Raw genomic sequence first — 16,029 nt, forward strand, 5'->3', positions numbered from 1 at the left:
GGTGCGGCGTTTCGGCGCTCTCGCCCTTTTTCGCACTCCCGGGCTCGCCCACGCGTGTCCGCGTAACGGCGCATCTCCCGCCTGATATGACGGTAAATCCGGACCGCCCCCCACTTTCGGGCATTACCGCGGTTTCGGGAAGCAAGGCCCATAGCAGATAATTGCGCACGATCTATTCGGGAAATGTCCCGATTTCGATATCACACCGGGATCGCCGCCGCGCATCGACTCCATCACCGATCTTTCTGGCGCTTCCCCGATCGCCCTATGGTGAGGCGATCGGGAGAATATCCGACGAGCCAGAGGACGATACATGCGGGGGCGGACACCGCTGGTATTCCGGCGCGCACTGAGCGAACCGCTCCTGCTGGCGGCGGCGTTCGGCTCGATCCTGCTCGCCACGACCACGCTGGTCGCCCTCATGACGTACGCCGCCTCGGTGACCAACCTGGGCGTGCGGCAGGCGGTCGAGACGGCGCCGCCCACTCTCACCTCCACCACCGTCACGTCCTCGGTGAAGGCCGACGACTACGCCGGCATCGACCGGACGGTCCGCGACGGCATCACGCGCGGGTACGCCGGGCTCCCGCACCGCGTGGTGAGCGGCGCCCGGTCCGACTCGTACGCGATGCCCGGCCAGGAGGGGCGCGAGCGGCCCGACCTGACCCGGTTCGCCACCTACGACGACCTGCGGGAGCGCGCCGATCTGGTCGCTGGCGCGTGGCCGGCCGAGAGCCCCGCCGGGACGGTGGAGGCCGCGCTCTCCCAGCCCGCCGCCGAGGCGATGCGGGTGACCTCGGGCGGCGAGTTCGCGATCGTCGGCCGATTGGACGGCAGCACGGTCAAGGTCAAGATCTCCGGGATCTTCCGGCTGCGCGCCTCCGACGGTGGCCGGTGGGCGGGCGACGAACTACTCCGCAACGGCACCCAGGTCGGCGACTACACCACGTACGGGCCGCTCGTGATCCCTGCGACGACGTTCGTCAGCCGGTTCGCCACAAGCGTCACGGCGAGCTGGACGGCCGTGCCCGACCTGAGCGGTCTGACCCGCGAGGACCTGCGTCCCCTGGCCGCGTCGGTCACCGGCATCACGGCCACGCTCCGGGGCGGATGCGCGGGATGCACGGTCACCACCGGCCTCCCCGCGATGCTCACCCAGCTCGACCGGGCCGCGCTCGTCGCCCGCTCGACGATGTTGATCCCGGTGTTGCAGCTTCTGGTGCTCGCCGCGTACGCGCTGACGCTGACGGCGCGGCTGCTGTCCGACCACCGCCGGATGGAGGTGGCTCTGCTGCGGTCGCGCGGCGCGGGCTCGGTCCGGCTGGCCGCTCTGGCGGGCGGCGAGGCGCTGCTGGTCGCGCTGCCCTGCGCGGTGGCCGCGCCGTACCTGGCGCCATTCCTGCTCGCGCTGGTCGGCGGCACCGGGACGCCGCTGTGGCAGAACCCGGGCGCGACGGCCTTCGCCATCTCGGCCGCCGTGGCGCTGGCCTGCGCGGTGTTGCTCGCGCTCCCCGCGGTGCTCGGGGCGCGCCGGACGTACGTCGAGGAGCAGGGGGCGCGCGGGCGTGGCGACCGGCAGGGCATCCTCCAGCGGGCCGGGGCCGACCTGGCGCTGCTGGTGGTGGCGGCGCTGGCGATCTGGCAGCTCCAGCGCTACGGCGCGCCGGTGACCGAGACGACCAGCGGCGATCTGGGCATCGACCCGCTCATCGTGATCGGCCCGGCGCTCGCGCTGCTCTGCGGCGGCCTGCTGGGCCTGCGGCTGGTGCCCCTCGTCTCCCGGCTCCTTGAGCGGGCGACGACGCGGCGGCCCGGCTTCGCGGCCGCCGTCGGGGTGCGCCAGGTGAGCAGGCGGCCCGCCCGCTACTCGGGGCCCGCGCTGCTGCTGACGATGGCCGTCGCGATCGGGGCGCTGTCCCTGGCCACCTCGGCCACCTGGCGGCAGTCGCAGGACGACCAGGCCCGGCATCTGGCCGGCGCCGACCTGCGGGTGACCGCCCAGCAGGGGGACACCGGGGACGGCTTCTCCGCGCTGCCCGGCGTCACCGCGCTCACGCCCGTCCACCGCGTACGGGCCTCCATGGGAGACGGTGACGTCGATCTTCTCGCGGCGGACGCGGCCCGGCTGCCGGAGGTCATGCTGCTACGTCCGGACCTGTCCGACGCGCCGCTCGCCACGCTGGCCTCCCGTCTCTCCGGGAACGGCACGGCGCTGCCGGTCGTGGTCACCGACGACCTGGCCAAGGAGCGCACCCTCACCATCGACTCGTCGCCCGTCCCGATCGACGTGGTGGGGACCGTACGGGCCATGCCGGGCACGCCCGCGGGCGCCTCGGCCGTCCTCGCCGACCTGGCCGCGCTGCGTACTGCCACCGGGGCCTCGGTCAAGGCGACGGAGTGGTGGCTGGCCGCCTCCGGCCACGACACCTCGGCCGCCGCGGCGGCGCTGGCGAAGCAGGGGGCGAGCGTGACCGAGGTGACCGCCCTCGGCCGGCAGCTCAGGGACGATCCGCTGGCGGGCGGGCTGCGGGGCGCGCTGGTGCTCGGCTTCGTCGCCGCGCTCGCGTTCGCCGTGCTGGGCTTCCTGGTGAACGCGGCCGTGTCCGCGCGCGAGCGCCGGTCGGAGTTCGCCCTGCTCGGGGCGCTCGGCGTCGGCTTCCGGCAGATGCTCGGCCTGCTCGCCGTCGAGCAGTCGTTCGTCATCGGGCTGTCGCTGGTCGGAGGCGTGCTGCTGGCGGCCGGGGTCGCGCTGGCGGTGGTGCCGTCCATCGTCCTGACGGGGCAGGCGACGGCGGTGACGCCGCCGGTGGTGCTGGATATCCCGTGGCCGGGCATCGCCGCGCTCGCCCTCGGGGTGGGGGCGGTGCTGCTGGCGGTCATATTCGGGCTGGCCCGCTCGCTGCACCGGCGCGGGCCGGGCGGCGTGCTGCGTTCGGGGGAGGACCGATGATCCGGCTGTTCGCGGCCCACCGGGGTACGGCGGCCCTGCTCGCGCTGCTCACGCTGGCCGGGTCACTGCTACTGGCCGGGCTGCCCCGGGCTCTGGAGGCGTCCCTGGACAAGAGCGCGGAGACCATGCTGCGGACCTCGCCTCCGCTGACGACCGCGCTGACCGTCGTATTGGACGGCGCCTACAGCTTCAGCCAGCCGACGAGCGTCGACGCGATGACGCGGGCGAACTCCTCGTGGCGGTCCGCGATGCCGCCGACCGGACGCGGCATCCTGGACGGCATCCCCAGGTTCGGCCACGGGATGCGGAACAAGATGCAGATCGGGCGGCACCGCTACCTGACCCTCGGCTGGGACAACGACATCGCCAACCGGATCAGGTATGTCGCGGGCGGGCCTCCCGGTCCGAGTGACGAGCAGAGGCAGTACGAGGTCTCCTTCCCGGCCGCGCCCGCCGCCGAGCTCGGCATCAAGCTCGGCGACACGATCGGGTTCGAGGGGTACCAGGCCGTGGTCAGCGGTCTCTGGGAGCCGCTGGCCCCCGACGACGTGTACTGGACCGCATACCACAGCGGAGCAGCGAAGATCGTCAAATCCCGCCCACCGGGCGGCGACGAGGACGATCTGCTGATCTCCGGTCTGGCCAACGGAGACGCGCTGGCGAGCGGAGATCTCCAGCTGATCTACAGCTGGACCTTTCAGGTGAACCCGGCGGCCGTCACCGCCCGCAACGGGCGGGACGTGCTCGACGCCCTGGCCGAGGCGGACCGCGTGGTGAGATCCGCCCCGCGCGGTTTCTCGGTCAGCACGGGGATCCCCTTCCAGGGGGAGGACACCACTCTCGTCACCGGGCTCGACCAGCTCATCAAGGAATTCCTCGATCGGCTCGCCACCACGCGCGCGCTGATGGCCGTGCTGCTCGGCGGGTTCGCCGTGGCCTGCCTCGGCACGATCGCGCTCGCCGTACGGCTCATCGGCGCGCGGATGCACGGCGCCCTCTCCCTGATGCGGGCGCGCGGCGCGTCACTGCCAAGGGTCACGATCGTGGGCGGCGGGGTCGTCGCGCTCGCCATCGCGCCCGCCGCACTGGTGGGCGCCGGGCTCTCGCTGCTGGTGCCCGGGCCGTTCCTGCCGATCCTGCTGCTCGGCCCCGTGGCCTTGGCCGTCGCGGCCATCGCGTACGCGGGTGGGGCGACGGCGCACACCCACCGGCAGCCCCTCAACGAGCGCAGGGACGACGTGGTGACGCGCCGGCCGTCCCCCCGGCGGATCGCGCTGGAGGTCCTGGTCGTCCTGCTCGGAGCCGGAGGCGTCCAGCTCCTGCGCACCCGCGGCCTCGGCGACGACCCGTTCATGATGGTGGTGCCCGCGCTGCTCACGGTGGCCGCCGCGCTGGTCGCGCTGCGCGTCTACCCGTTCCCGCTCCGGCTGCTGCTGCGCCTGGCCGCCCGCCGCCGGGACGCCGCGCCGTACCTGGGGCTGGCCATGGCGGCGCGGGCCGCGACCGGCGCGACCCTGCCGGTGCTGACGCTGCTGCCCGCGCTCGCAATCTGCGCGTACAGCGCGGTGACCGCCGACGGCCTCTCCACGGCGCAACGCCTGGCCGCCTGGCAGCAGGTCGGCGCCGAGATCCGGGTGCAGCGGTCGGAAGGCATCCCCGCCGACCTGATCGAGCGGATCCGGAAGACGCCCGGGGTGAACCAGGTCGTGCCCGCCGCGGTCGGCAAGACCCACGCCGAGGTGGGGTTCACCGGCCGGGACACCGCCGTCGTGGCGGTCGACCTGAACGCCTACCGGAAGCTGGTGGCAGGCAGCCCGCTGGAGGTCCCCACGGCGCCCGCGAGCGGGGCCCTCGTGTCCTCCGACATGGCCACGATGGCGAGCTTCGACATCGCCTGGCCCGAGCGGCTGACCGTACAACCCAAGGGGAAGATCGCGTCGCTGCCGGGGGTGGACACCACCGACCTGGGGCTCATCGTCCTCCCCGCTCTGCCGCAGCACACGAACACCCTGCTGATCAGCGGCGACGCCGAGGCCGTCAAAGCTGCCATGCCAGCCGGCACGGTGATCCACACCGTGGACGGCACGCTCACGGAGATCACCTCGGTGCCGCTCACGTCCACCCTGATGACCGGGCTGCGCGTCGTCACGCTGGCCCTCGCCGCGTACGCGCTGGCGGCCGTGGCGATCATGCTGGTGTCCGGGGCGGCGGAGCGGTCCCGCGCCCTGATCCTGCTGCACGCGATCGGCCTGACCCGCCGCCAGGCGAAGGGCATGACGGTGCTCGAAATCGGCCCGGTGCTCGTCCTCTCCGTTCTCGCCGGGCTCGCGCTCGGGCTCGGCCTGCCCACGCTGTTCGGGGACGGCATCGACCTGTCCGCGTACGCCGGGCTGCGGTTCGGCGACTATCCGATCGACCCGGTCATGCCCGCCCTGCTGGCCGGCGGGATGGCCGTCGCCGCCCTCGCGGGCGTCTACCTTGGAGGCAGCCGTGCAAAGTCTCGCTGACCTGGAGGCACAGGCCGGAGCGGCGAACGCCGCGTTCGGCGCGACCGCCCACATTCTGTGCGACAACCTGGTGCGCATCTACAAGACCGAGGGCGTCGAGGTGGTCGCCCTGCAGGGGCTCGACCTGCTGATCGACAAGGGCGAGCTGATCGCGATCGTCGGTGCGTCCGGGTCGGGTAAGTCGACACTGCTCAACGTGCTCTCCGGGCTGGATGTCCCGACCGCCGGGCTGGCCCGGGTCGCCGGCATGGACCTGCTGTCGATGACCGCCAAGGACCGGCTGCGGTTCCGCCGCTCCGTGGTCGGGTTCATCTGGCAGCAGACGGCACGCAACCTGCTCCCCTACCTCAGCGCGCAGGAGAACGTGCTGCTGCCCATGCGGCTGGCGACCGGAAAGGTGGACCGGGCGCGGGCGGGCGAGCTGCTCGACCTGCTCGGCGTGGCCGACTGCGCCGGGCGGCGTCCCGGCGAGATGTCGGGCGGCCAGCAGCAGCGCGTCGCGATCGCTGTGGCGCTGGCCAACTCGCCCGAGGTGATCCTGGCCGACGAGCCGACCGGCGAGCTCGACAGCGACACCTCCGAGCAGGTCTTCGGCGCGCTGCGCCGGGCCAACCGTGAGCTCGGCGTCACCGCCGTCATCGTCACGCACGACCCCCTGGTCGCCGACGAGGTGGACCGTACGATCGGCATCCGGGACGGGCGGACCTCCAGCGAGACGCTCCGCCGTACCTCCGAGGACGGAGGCGTGGTCGCCGAGGAGTACGCCGTGCTCGACCGGGCCGGCCGGATGCAGCTCCCGCGTGACTTCATGACCGCGCTGGACATGGAGCGCCGGGTACGGCTGGAGCTCGAACACGACCACATCGGGGTGTGGCCCGCCAACCAGGGAGACGAGCAGTCATGACCGATCAACCGCTGGTCGTCGTCGACGGCGTGCGCAAGGTCTACCCCAAGGGGGTCGAGGCGCTGCGCGGAGTGTCGTTCGAGGCGTACCCAGGGGAGCTGGTCGCCCTCCGCGGCCGGTCCGGCTCGGGGAAGACGACACTGCTCAACATGGTCGGCGGCCTGGACCGGCCGGACGAGGGCCGGATCGAGGTCGCCGGGCAGACCGTGACCGAGTTGCCCGAGGCCGCCCTGCTGGAACTGCGCCGGGACGTGATGGGGTTCGTGTTCCAGTCGTTCGGGCTGATCCCGGTGCTGTCCGCGGCCGAGAACGTCGGGGTGCCGCTCCGCCTGGCCCGCGCGGCGGTCGCCGAGCGCGAGGAGCGGGTCCGGATCCTGCTCAGCCTGGTCGGTCTGCGCGATCACATGAACCAGCGGCCGTACGAGCTGTCCGGCGGGCAGCAGCAGCGGGTGGCCATCGCCCGCTCGCTGGCGAACCGGCCCCGGCTGCTCATCGCCGACGAGCCGACCGGTCAGCTCGACTCACACACCGCGCTCCAGATCATGCAGTTGCTCCAGGCGCTGGTCCGCAGTGAAGGGGTGACGGCGCTGGTCGCCACCCACGATCCCAAGCTGATCACCCTCGCCGACCGCGTACTGGAGCTGCGCGACGGCGCCATCCTGGAGGAAACCGCCGTCTGAGCCGCCCGGATCAGCGGCCGGTGCGGCTCGCGACGATGATCTGCACCGCCCGTTCCAGGGCGTACGCCGGGTCGGTGCCCGCTCCCTTCACCTGCTCGTCGGCGACGGCGACGGCCTGCATGGCTCGGGAGATGCCGTCCTGACCCCAGCCGCCGAGCTGGCGCTTCACCCGGTCGATCTTCCACGGAGGCATCCCGACGTGGCTGGCGAGCTGGCCGCCCCGGAGGTTGCGGGGGGCGCCGCCGACCTTGGCGAGCGACCGCAGGCCGCCCGCGAGGGCGCTGACGATCAGCACGGGCGCCACCCCCGTCGCCAGCGCCCACCGGAGCTGTTCGAGCGCCTCGCCGAGCCGCCCTTCGATGGCCAGGTCGGCGATGGTGAATCCGCTGACCTCGGCCCTGCCCCGGTGGTACCGGGCGACCGCGGCCTCGTCGATCTTGCCCTCGGTGTCGAAGGCGAGCTGGCCGCAGGCGGCGGCGAGCTCACGCAGGTCGCTCCCGACCGCGTCGAGAAGCGCCTGCGCGGCGCCCGGAGAGATCGACCGGCCGGCGCGCTTGATCTCCCCCTTGATGAAGTCCAGCCGCTCGGCGGGCTTGGTCAGTTTGGAGACGGTGACGACGTCCGCTCCGGCCTTCTTCACGCCCTCGACGAGCGCCTTGCCCTTCACGCCGCCCGGATGCGCCAGCACGAGCACCGCGTCCTCCGCCGGATGGGCCGCGTACTTGACGACCTCGGCGATGACATCCTTGGCGAGGTCCTGGGCGGACCGGATCACGATCACGGACCTCTCGCCGAAGAGAGAGGGAGAGGACAGTCCGGTGAGCTCTCCGGGCTCGACCTTCCCGCCGACCAGGTCGTGGACCTCGGCCCCGGGATCGTCCGCGCGCACAGCCGCCACGACGGATGAGACCGCCCGGTCGGCCAGGAGTTCCTCGTCGCCGACGACCAGGGTCACGGGTGCTGCAGTGGCCATGCCTGGCAGCATGCCACGCCCAGCCCCGCCGCCGGGAATCGGACGTGGCCTCGGAGCCCGTCGGATGTCCGCAACCCTTGGCCGCGCCGCCGGTCTGGACGTGCTCCAGACCGGCGGCACCGCCGTGGGCCCCGCAGCCGTGAACAGCGAGGGCGGGGCGAGCCACGCCCGGCCCGGGTCCTTCGTCTGCCACGCGACCACGGCCGACGGACGCCGGGTCCAGGTCCCTCATCGGCCGCGGGGAACGACCGCGAGGCGGCCGGCACGTTCGACGACGGCGACGTCGCCGGACAGATCGGTCCGATAGGTACGCATCCCCAGCAGGTGTAGGCGGGCCATGGTCAACGGGGCGGGATGCCCGTAGTCGTTGCCGGCGCCGACGCTGACCAGCGCCGCACCCGCCCTCGTCGCGGCCAGGAAATCGGGGTCCTGGCGAAGCGAACCGTGGTGCGGCACCTTCAGCACATCGACCGGCGGGACGCCGTGGCGCAGCAGCCTGGCCTGCGCCTCGGTCTCCACGTCGCCCGCGAGCAGCGCCGACCCGATCGGCGAGCCTCTCGCGTCGTACCACCGTACGAGCAGGACGACGCTGGCGTTGTTCGCGATGGCCCCCTCTCCGGACCCTTCCTGGGGCGCCTCGGGCTCGGGGGCGAGCACGGTGAGCTCGGCGGCGCCGAACCTCCACCGGCCACCCGGCGGCACCACCCACTCCGGAATGCGCCGCGCGCGCAGTTCCGCGGAAACGCGCGCGCTCTCGCCCTCGGGTAGCCGTCCCGGACTGACGACGACGGCGCCCACACTTCGTCCACGGAGCACTCCGGTCAGCCCGCCGACATGATCGAGGTGAGCATGGCTGAGGAACAGAAGCGGCACCCGCGTGACTCCCAGATCACGTAGGCATCGGTTCGCCGACCCCGGCTTCGGACCGGAGTCGATCACCACAGCGCTGCCGGGTCCGGTGGACAGGGCGAGGCCGTCGCCCTGCCCTACGTCGCACGCGACGAGCAGCCATCCCGGAGGCGGCCACGGCGACGTCGCCGGGCCGACGACCAGAACGGCGACGAGCGCGGCGGCCAGCACCCCCGCGACGAGGTACCGGCGGAACCTGCGACGCAGGATCAGCCAGCCCAGGGTGGCCGCGACGCCCAGGAGCGCGAGCCCCGGGACACCCCCCGGCCAGCCGACCGTCGCCGCCGGGAGCGCCGCCGCCCGTTCCGCGACGGCGATGATCCACGCGGCGGCCAACCCCGCAGGCCGGACCAGCAGTTGGGCGGCGGCCATGCTGACGGGGGCGACGATCGCCGCGCCGAAGCCGAGCAGGGTCGCCGGCGCCACGGCCGGGCCCGCCAACAGGTTCGCGGGGATCGCCACCACGTCGAGTTGCCCGGACATGAGCACCAACAGCGGCGTGACGGCCACCTGCGCCGCCGCCGGTACGGCTATCGCCTCGGCCAGCCAACCGGGCATCCGCGCCGCCATCCGATTTCGCCATCGGGGAGCCAGCACGAGGATGCCGCCGGTGGCGAAGACCGACAGCGCGAAGCCGTACTGCCGGGCGAGCCCGGGATTGAAGAGGATCAGGCCGAGCACCGTGGCGGAGAGCGCGGCCAGGCCATCCCGGGACCGTCCCGTGCCCAGGGCGAGCGCCGCCACGATCCCCATGGCGAGCGCCCGGACCACGCTGGGCGAAGGCCGGGCGACGATCGCGAACCCCACCATGGCGAGGGCCGCCAGGATCGCCCGCGCGGGGAGCGGAAGCCCCATGAGTCTTGCGATCGCCAGGGCGGCACCGGCGATGAATGCCAGGTTGGCCCCGGACACCGCCGTCAGGTGGGTGAGACCGGCGGCCGCGAAGTTCTCCTTGATCTCCTCGTCCAGGCGTGAGACGTCCCCGACGACCAGGCCGGGCAACAGTCCCCGCGGGCCCTGCGGAAGCACGTCACTCGCCTCACGCAAGCCCGCACGCAGTGCCCCGGCCGCCCGCTGCACCGCGGAGGGAGCGGACAGCACCTCCGGCGGGCCCCGCACCACCAGCACGGCAGCCGTCAGATCTCCCCGGTCGGCCGTGCCCAACCGGCCGCGCACGCGGACGCGCTGGCTCGGCAGCAGAGTCCCCCATCCGTCGCCCGACGCGAGGACGACCACCGGCACATCGCCCCGAACCCGGTCGCCTTCCGCGACCTGGACGAAGAGCATCCGCGCTTCCACCACGAAACTGTCTCGGCGTGTCAGGCCGCCACGCTGCGGTCTCGTCCGCGGGTCGTCGCCGATCTCGACCTCGGCGACGACGGTGGCGTGCCGAGCCGCGAGCTCCGCCACGGGTCCGGTGCTGACCGTGTGCACCTTGACGGCCACGACCGCCGCGGTCGCCGCACTACAGGCCAACGCCGCGAGAGCCGTACCGGCCACGGGGCCGCGTGATCGCCCGGCACCGGAAACCGTCGATCCGCCCCTGGGACGACGACCGCTCCTGGTCAGCGCCCAGACCAGCAGCGCGGCGGACGCGAAGCCGACGGCCACGACGGCACCCGCCGTAGCGGAGCATCCGAGAAGCACGAGCGCGACCAGCCACGACACGATCGCCGGGCACACCAGGCGCAGGGAGTGGCCTGACGCCCACGGGGTGCCGCCCTTCGCGGAAGAGATCTCGCCGGGCGGCTCGGTGGCCGTGCCCGAACCGAGCCGGCGATCCGGACCGCTCACGGCGTGACCCTGCCTTTCAGGTCGGCGAACTTCTGCGGTCCTATGCCTGAGACGTCCTGCAGCTGATCGACGCTCTGAAATCCTCCGTGGGCTTCGCGATATTCGACGATCCGCTGTGCCAGCACCTCGCCCACGCCGGGTAGGTCCTGCAACTGCTCGTACGTGGCCGAACTGAGGCTGATCATCGTCGTGCCGTCGCCGCCGACCGCGGCTGCCGCGCCCTGCCCGGCGGCGGGGGCTCCCACCACGATCTGCTCGCCGTCCACGAGGCGGCGGGCGAGATTCAACCCGTCAGGTGACGCACCCGGGCGGGCTCCCCCGGCCGCCTGGATGGCGTCGACGACCCTGGACCCCGGCGGGAGCGTGAGCACTCCAGCCTTTCGCACCTTGCCCGTGACATGGACCGTCACCCCCGGCGTCGGCGGGGGTGAGGCGAGCCCGACGGCGCCCGGAACGGCACCGGACGGCGCGGCAGCCGGCACTCCTTCGGCGGAGCCGACGCCGATGGCGGCCGCCCCCGCGGGAGCGGGCGGGACCAGCGGGTCGGCGACCGGCTGTGATCGCCACGCGTAGATCCCCGCCACGGCCGCCGCGAGCACCCCGAGCACCACCAGGACCCGCAGACCGGGACGCCCGGGGTCGAGCAGCGGGGCGGTCTCCCTGATCACCCGGCTTCCCCCGGCGAACGCTCGTCCCTTCGACAGCATGCTCGCCATCAGGCCGGCGCCCGGCCCTTCGCTGTCCGACCGTCGAGGCGCACCGCCACTGCCGGGCGGCGACGCCCCCGCCGCGTCGGCCGCCCGCGACGACCGGTCACTCAACGCGAGCCGGGGCCCCTCGGCCTCGGCTTCCCGGTCCTCGTCCGCGTGCGCCGTTGCGACGGACCGTCTCTCAGCGGCCGAATCGGCCGATCGCCCGAGCCCACCCGCTGTTCCGGAAGCCGACGATCCCTGAGGAGAAGGAACAGGGCGGCTCGGCCGGGGCTCGAGCAGGAGGCGGAGGCGTGCTTCGGCGGCGAGGTGGTGGTCCGGCTGCTCCCTGGTTCGCACGCAGGCGACGTTAGGCGCGGTCACGCCCCCGCCGGGGCCCCGTGCCGCGGCCTGTGGAAATCAGCCCGCCTGTGGATGGGCCGGGGCGATCGTCACCGCGAGCAGGCCGGGGCCGACGTGGGCTCCGATCACCGCTCCCACTTCCACCAGGAGCGGCCGGGACGCCCTGGGGAGCCGGGACGCGAGGGCGTCCACAAGCGCCCCGGCCCGCTCCGCCGCTCCCAGATGCTGTACGGCGACGCGTACCTCGCCGGCACCGGCCGCCTCGACGGCGAGGTCCACCAGCCGGGCGATGGCGCGGTTCGCCGTCCTGACCTTCTCCAGCACGGTGATCGTGCCGTCGGCGAGGTCGAGCAACGGCTTGATCGCGAGCGCGGAGCCCAGCAGGCCGGCGGCCGCGCCGATCCGCCCGCCCCGCCGGAGGTACTCCAGGGTGTCGACGTAGAAGATGCTGCGGGTCGCGGCGGCGGACGCCTTCGCCGTGGCCGCCACGTCCGTGAGCGGGCTGCCCAGACGGGCGGCCTCGGCGGCGGAGAGGACCGGGAATCCGAGGCCCATGCCGACGGATCCGCTGTCGACGACCTCGACCGGGACCGGAGACTCCTTGGCGGCCAGCCGGGCGGCCTCCACCGTGCCGGACAGGGAGCCGGAGAGATGGACCGAGACCACACCCTCGGCTCCCCCGGCCGCCGCCTCGGCGTAGGCGGCGGCGAAGTGCTGCGGCGCGGGCTGCGAGGTGGTGACGGACGCGTGCTCGCGAAGCGCCTCCGCCACTCCCACAACCGCGGGGTCCGCCGTGTCGGCGTGCTCTCGGCCGTCGATGACCACCTGGAGCGGGACGACCGTGACGCCGAGTGCCGCGACCACCGACGCGTCCAGGTAGGCAGTGGAGTCCGTGACGACGGCGACCGGCATGGCACGAGGCTACCGGGAGGTCATCTCTCCCCCTGTGAAAAATGCGGTCCGGTTCACCCCTCGGTCGCGTCGGAGCGGCGGCGTCACTGAACGGGGGTGCCACCGCGCCACACCCGGCGCGGCTTGAGGCCGAACGACCAGGCGAAGGCGCCCTCGTGGTCCGCGTCCCACTGCACGATGTCGGCGAGCCGCCCGGGCGCGAGCACACCGCGGTCGGGGGCGCCGAGCACCTGCGCGCCGCCGAGCGTCGCGGCGCGCAGCGCGTCGCCCACGCTCATCCCGAACCCGGCCACCGCCAGGCTGATCACCAGGGACATCGACGTGATGCCGCAGTGGCCGGGGTTGTGGTCGCTGCCGAGCGCGACCGTGACGCCCTGGGCGAGCATCCGGCGCACCGCCGGGAGCCTGCCGTGCTGGAGGGCGGTGCCGGGGCACACGACGGCGGGCACGCCGTACCGCGCCATCAGCGCGATGTCCTCGTCCGAGGTGTGGTGCAGGATGTCGGCCGACGCGCAGCCCATCTCGGCCGCGAGCTGGACGGCGCCCCGCCTGCTGTGCGCGCCGGCGTGGATGCGGGGCAGCAGACCGACGTTGCGGCCGGAGGCGAGGACCCAGCGGGCCTCGTCGATGCCGAAGTGTCCCTCGTCGCAGTAGACGTCGACGCTGTCGGCCCCGGCGGCGGACGCGTCCGCGCACCATGCGGCGGCCGCCTCGACGTAGTCGCGCTGGCGGCCGAAGTATTCCGGCGGGACGACGTGGGCGGCCAGGAACGTGACGTGCACCCGCGGCATCATCGGCTCTTTCTCGAGCTCGCGGAGCAGTCGGACGTCGGCCAGCTCGCCGTCGCGGGTGAGGTGGTAGCCCGTCTTGGCCTCGACCGTGGTGGTGCCGCTGAGCAGCCACTCCCGCAGCCGCTCGCGGACGCCGTTGCAGAGCGTCCAGGGGTCGGTGCCACGGGTGACGGTGATGGTGGAGAGGATGCCGCCGCCGGCCGCCGAGATCGCGGACGCGGTGGAGCCGCCGGAGCGCATCGCCATCTCGGCGTACCGGTTCCCGGCGTACACGGGGTGGGTGTGGGCGTCGATCAGCCCGGGGGTGACGAGCGCGCCGCCGAGGTTCTCGACGTGGTCGACGTCGACGATGTCGTCGACGACGCCGGGCACGCTCTGCGGCAGGTCCGCGGCGCGGCCGACCCAGGCGATGCGGTCACCGTGCACCAGGATGGCCGCGTTGCTGCACACGTCGTGGCCGGTCCAGAGACGGCCGATGTTGGTCAGGAGGCGAACGGTCATCCGACCACCTGCTTCGCGGCCAGGGACAGCGAGCAGGCATCGATCGCGGGCGAAGCGCCCGCCGGGCCCGATCGGTGTCCGGAGGTCATCGGGGGTCTCCTGCCTCATCGCGCACTTCGTGCGATGACCCTGTCGCCGAGGTCGTGAACCCAGGCGATTTCAGTCCAGTTACGTTATTTCACAGGTCGGCTTGCTGTACAGGGTTATCGGGAAGAACGCCGCTTCGCCGCGGCAAGGTCGGGACGGCCGGAGTGTTTCCCTGTCACCGACGATGTCGTCTCCGCAGGTCAGAGACCGTGATCATGTCGGCCTTCACGCGTAACAGCATTTGATGGCGCCGCCATACTACCCGCACAGAATGTCTCATAAGGGCTTGCGAAAGCCTAGCAAGGTCAACGGGAATGAGCCAGCATTTCCGTCGCTAATCCCTTAAGTACTGCTTTCGAGCCAAATATCCAATAAGTCAGGAAATGTCACGCTTGTGACTCAGGTGCAGCACGTGACGTACGGCCCCGCAGAATGTCCCGGACCCGTGCGCCGAAACGGACGAACGCCGCCCCCGCGAACGGGAGCGGCGTCGAAAGCGGAATCCGCGCCGGGTCAGACGGTCTCGACCGGCTTGGCCACCCGATCCAGCTCGGCGTAGAGGTCGCCGGGGACGCGGGCGTGCAGCACGGTGCCGTCACCGGTGTGCTCCACGGAGAGCACCTCGCCCTCCTCGTGCGCCCGTGCGATCAGGTCGCCCCGCTCGTACGGCACCAGCATGTGGACCTCGTGGTCGAGCCGCGGCAGCTCGCGCTCGATCAGCTCCATGAGCTCGGTGATGCCGGAGCCGGTCCGGGCGGAGACGACGATGCTGTGCCGTTCCCTCATGGTCAGCCGGGCGAGCACGACGGGGTCGGCGGCGTCGGCCTTGTTGATGACCACGACCTCGGGCACGTCGAGGGCGCCGTCGATCTCGGCCAGGACCTCGCGCACCGCGCTGAGCTGGGACTCGGGGTCGGGATGCGATCCGTCCACGACGTGCAGGATCAGATCGGCGTCGGCGACCTCCTCCAGCGTCGAGCGGAACGCCTCGACGAGCTGGTGCGGCAGGTGCCGGACGAAACCGACCGTGTCCGCGAGCGTGAACAGCCGGCCGTCGGGCGTGCGCGCCTTGCGGACGGTCGGGTCGAGGGTCGCGAACAGCGCGTCCTCGACCAGGACGCCCGCGCCGGTCAGCCGGTTGAGCAGCGACGACTTGCCGGCGTTGGTGTAGCCGGCGATCGCCACGGCGGGCACCTGACGGCTGCTGCGCCGGGACCGCTTGGTCTCCCGGGCGGTGTACATCTCCTTGATCTGCCGGCGCAGCTTGGACATCCGCTCGCGGATGCGCCGCCGGTCCAGCTCGATCTTGGTCTCACCGGGGCCGCGGCCGCCGATGCCGACGCCGCCCGCGGCGCGTCCGCCGACCTGGCGGGACAGGTTGCCACCCCAGCCTCGCAGGCGGGGCAGGAGGTACTGGAGCTGCGCCAGCTCGACCTGGGCCTTGCCCTCACGACTCTTGGCGTGCTGGGCGAAGATGTCGAGGATGAGCGCGGTCCGGTCGATGACCTTGACCTTGACCACGTCTTCGAGTTGCCGGAGCTGGCCGGGGGTCAGCTCGCCGTCGCAGATCACGGTGTCGGCGCCGGACGCGGCCACGATGTCACGCAGCTCGGCGGCCTTGCCGGAGCCGATGTACGTCGCGGGGTCGGGCCGGTCGCGCCGCTGGATCAGGCCCTCCAGGACCTCGGATCCGGCGGTCTCGGCGAGGAGCTTGAGCTCCTGGAGCGAGTTCTCCGCGTCGATCACCGTGCCACTGGTCCACACGCCCACCAGGACGACCCGCTCCAGCCTGAGCTGGCGGTATTCGACTTCGGTAATGTCTTCGAGCTCTGTCGACAGACCCGCCACGCGCCGGAGCGCCTGGCGCTCTTCGAGGTCGTAATCGCCGTTGGCGAGATCTTCGGGCTCGTTGCGCATATACGTCATCTCTACTAGACCAACACGTCGACACCCCTGGTGTCTTCCCCAC

At 72.7% G+C, this 16,029-nt stretch carries 10 protein-coding genes; 4 read left to right on the forward strand and 6 right to left on the reverse strand.

The window, feature by feature from the left end; all coding sequences use genetic code 11:
* The first annotated feature begins 313 nt into the window (after positions 1–313).
* From AWQ71_RS14095 to AWQ71_RS14110, 4 genes are read left to right on the forward strand one after another with little or no spacing between them, the layout of a single operon-like run.
* On the forward strand, positions 314–2,950 hold the full coding sequence (locus tag AWQ71_RS14095; protein WP_067132616.1) for an FtsX-like permease family protein: 2,637 nt from the start codon (positions 314–316) through the stop codon (positions 2,948–2,950).
* Positions 2,947–5,457, forward strand: coding sequence for an FtsX-like permease family protein (locus tag AWQ71_RS14100; protein ID WP_067132617.1), 2,511 nt, complete (start codon positions 2,947–2,949; stop codon positions 5,455–5,457). Before AWQ71_RS14095 ends, AWQ71_RS14100 begins: the two co-directional genes overlap by 4 nt.
* Positions 5,441–6,361, forward strand: a complete 921-nt coding sequence (locus AWQ71_RS14105; RefSeq protein WP_084258873.1) for an ABC transporter ATP-binding protein — start codon at positions 5,441–5,443, stop codon at positions 6,359–6,361. The genes AWQ71_RS14100 and AWQ71_RS14105 overlap by 17 nt, the downstream gene beginning before the upstream one ends.
* Positions 6,358–7,041: an ABC transporter ATP-binding protein gene (locus AWQ71_RS14110; RefSeq protein WP_067132620.1), complete on the forward strand. Its 684-nt coding sequence runs from the start codon at positions 6,358–6,360 to the stop codon at positions 7,039–7,041. The genes AWQ71_RS14105 and AWQ71_RS14110 overlap by 4 nt, the downstream gene beginning before the upstream one ends.
* 10 nt (positions 7,042–7,051) lie before the next feature.
* On the opposite strand, the gene holA is transcribed toward AWQ71_RS14110, so the two are convergent.
* The 6 genes from holA to hflX all read right to left on the reverse strand — a co-directional run bounded on the left by holA (position 7,052) and on the right by hflX (position 15,977).
* Positions 7,052–8,014, reverse strand: coding sequence for a DNA polymerase III subunit delta (gene holA / locus AWQ71_RS14115; RefSeq protein ID WP_067133136.1), 963 nt, complete (start codon positions 8,012–8,014; stop codon positions 7,052–7,054).
* A 228-nt stretch (positions 8,015–8,242) separates the two neighbouring features.
* Complete coding sequence (locus tag AWQ71_RS14120; RefSeq protein WP_084258874.1) at positions 8,243–10,717, reverse strand: ComEC/Rec2 family competence protein; 2,475 nt, start codon at positions 10,715–10,717, stop codon at positions 8,243–8,245.
* On the reverse strand, positions 10,714–11,433 hold the full coding sequence (locus AWQ71_RS14125; protein ID WP_157570343.1) for a ComEA family DNA-binding protein: 720 nt from the start codon (positions 11,431–11,433) through the stop codon (positions 10,714–10,716). Before AWQ71_RS14125 ends, AWQ71_RS14120 begins: the two co-directional genes overlap by 4 nt.
* A 393-nt stretch (positions 11,434–11,826) precedes the next feature.
* A complete protein-coding gene (locus tag AWQ71_RS14130) occupies positions 11,827–12,681 on the reverse strand; it encodes a DegV family protein (protein ID WP_067132623.1) in 855 nt (284 codons plus the stop codon).
* 83 nt (positions 12,682–12,764) lie between these two features.
* Positions 12,765–13,973, reverse strand: coding sequence for an imidazolonepropionase (gene hutI, locus AWQ71_RS14135; RefSeq protein WP_067132626.1), 1,209 nt, complete (start codon positions 13,971–13,973; stop codon positions 12,765–12,767).
* A 600-nt stretch (positions 13,974–14,573) separates the two neighbouring features.
* Positions 14,574–15,977: a GTPase HflX gene (hflX, locus tag AWQ71_RS14140; RefSeq protein ID WP_245658277.1), complete on the reverse strand. Its 1,404-nt coding sequence runs from the start codon at positions 15,975–15,977 to the stop codon at positions 14,574–14,576.
* Positions 15,978–16,029: the final 52 nt, after the last annotated feature.

The sequence above is a fragment of the Microtetraspora malaysiensis genome (assembly GCF_001528665.1).
Classification (GTDB): domain Bacteria; phylum Actinomycetota; class Actinomycetes; order Streptosporangiales; family Streptosporangiaceae; genus Microtetraspora_A; species Microtetraspora_A malaysiensis.

Coding starts and splice junctions, on each gene's coding strand:
- AWQ71_RS14095 (WP_067132616.1), top strand. CDS start 314: ATGCGGGGGCGGACACCGCTGGTATTCCGGCGCGCACTGAGCGAACCG.
- AWQ71_RS14100 (WP_067132617.1), top strand. CDS start 2,947: ATGATCCGGCTGTTCGCGGCCCACCGGGGTACGGCGGCCCTGCTCGCG.
- AWQ71_RS14110 (WP_067132620.1), top strand. CDS start 6,358: ATGACCGATCAACCGCTGGTCGTCGTCGACGGCGTGCGCAAGGTCTAC.
- holA (WP_067133136.1), bottom strand. CDS start 8,014: ATGGCCACTGCAGCACCCGTGACCCTGGTCGTCGGCGACGAGGAACTC.
- AWQ71_RS14125 (WP_157570343.1), bottom strand. CDS start 11,433: ATGGCGAGCATGCTGTCGAAGGGACGAGCGTTCGCCGGGGGAAGCCGG.
- AWQ71_RS14130 (WP_067132623.1), bottom strand. CDS start 12,681: ATGCCGGTCGCCGTCGTCACGGACTCCACTGCCTACCTGGACGCGTCG.
- hutI (WP_067132626.1), bottom strand. CDS start 13,973: ATGACCGTTCGCCTCCTGACCAACATCGGCCGTCTCTGGACCGGCCAC.
- hflX (WP_245658277.1), bottom strand. CDS start 15,977: ATGCGCAACGAGCCCGAAGATCTCGCCAACGGCGATTACGACCTCGAA.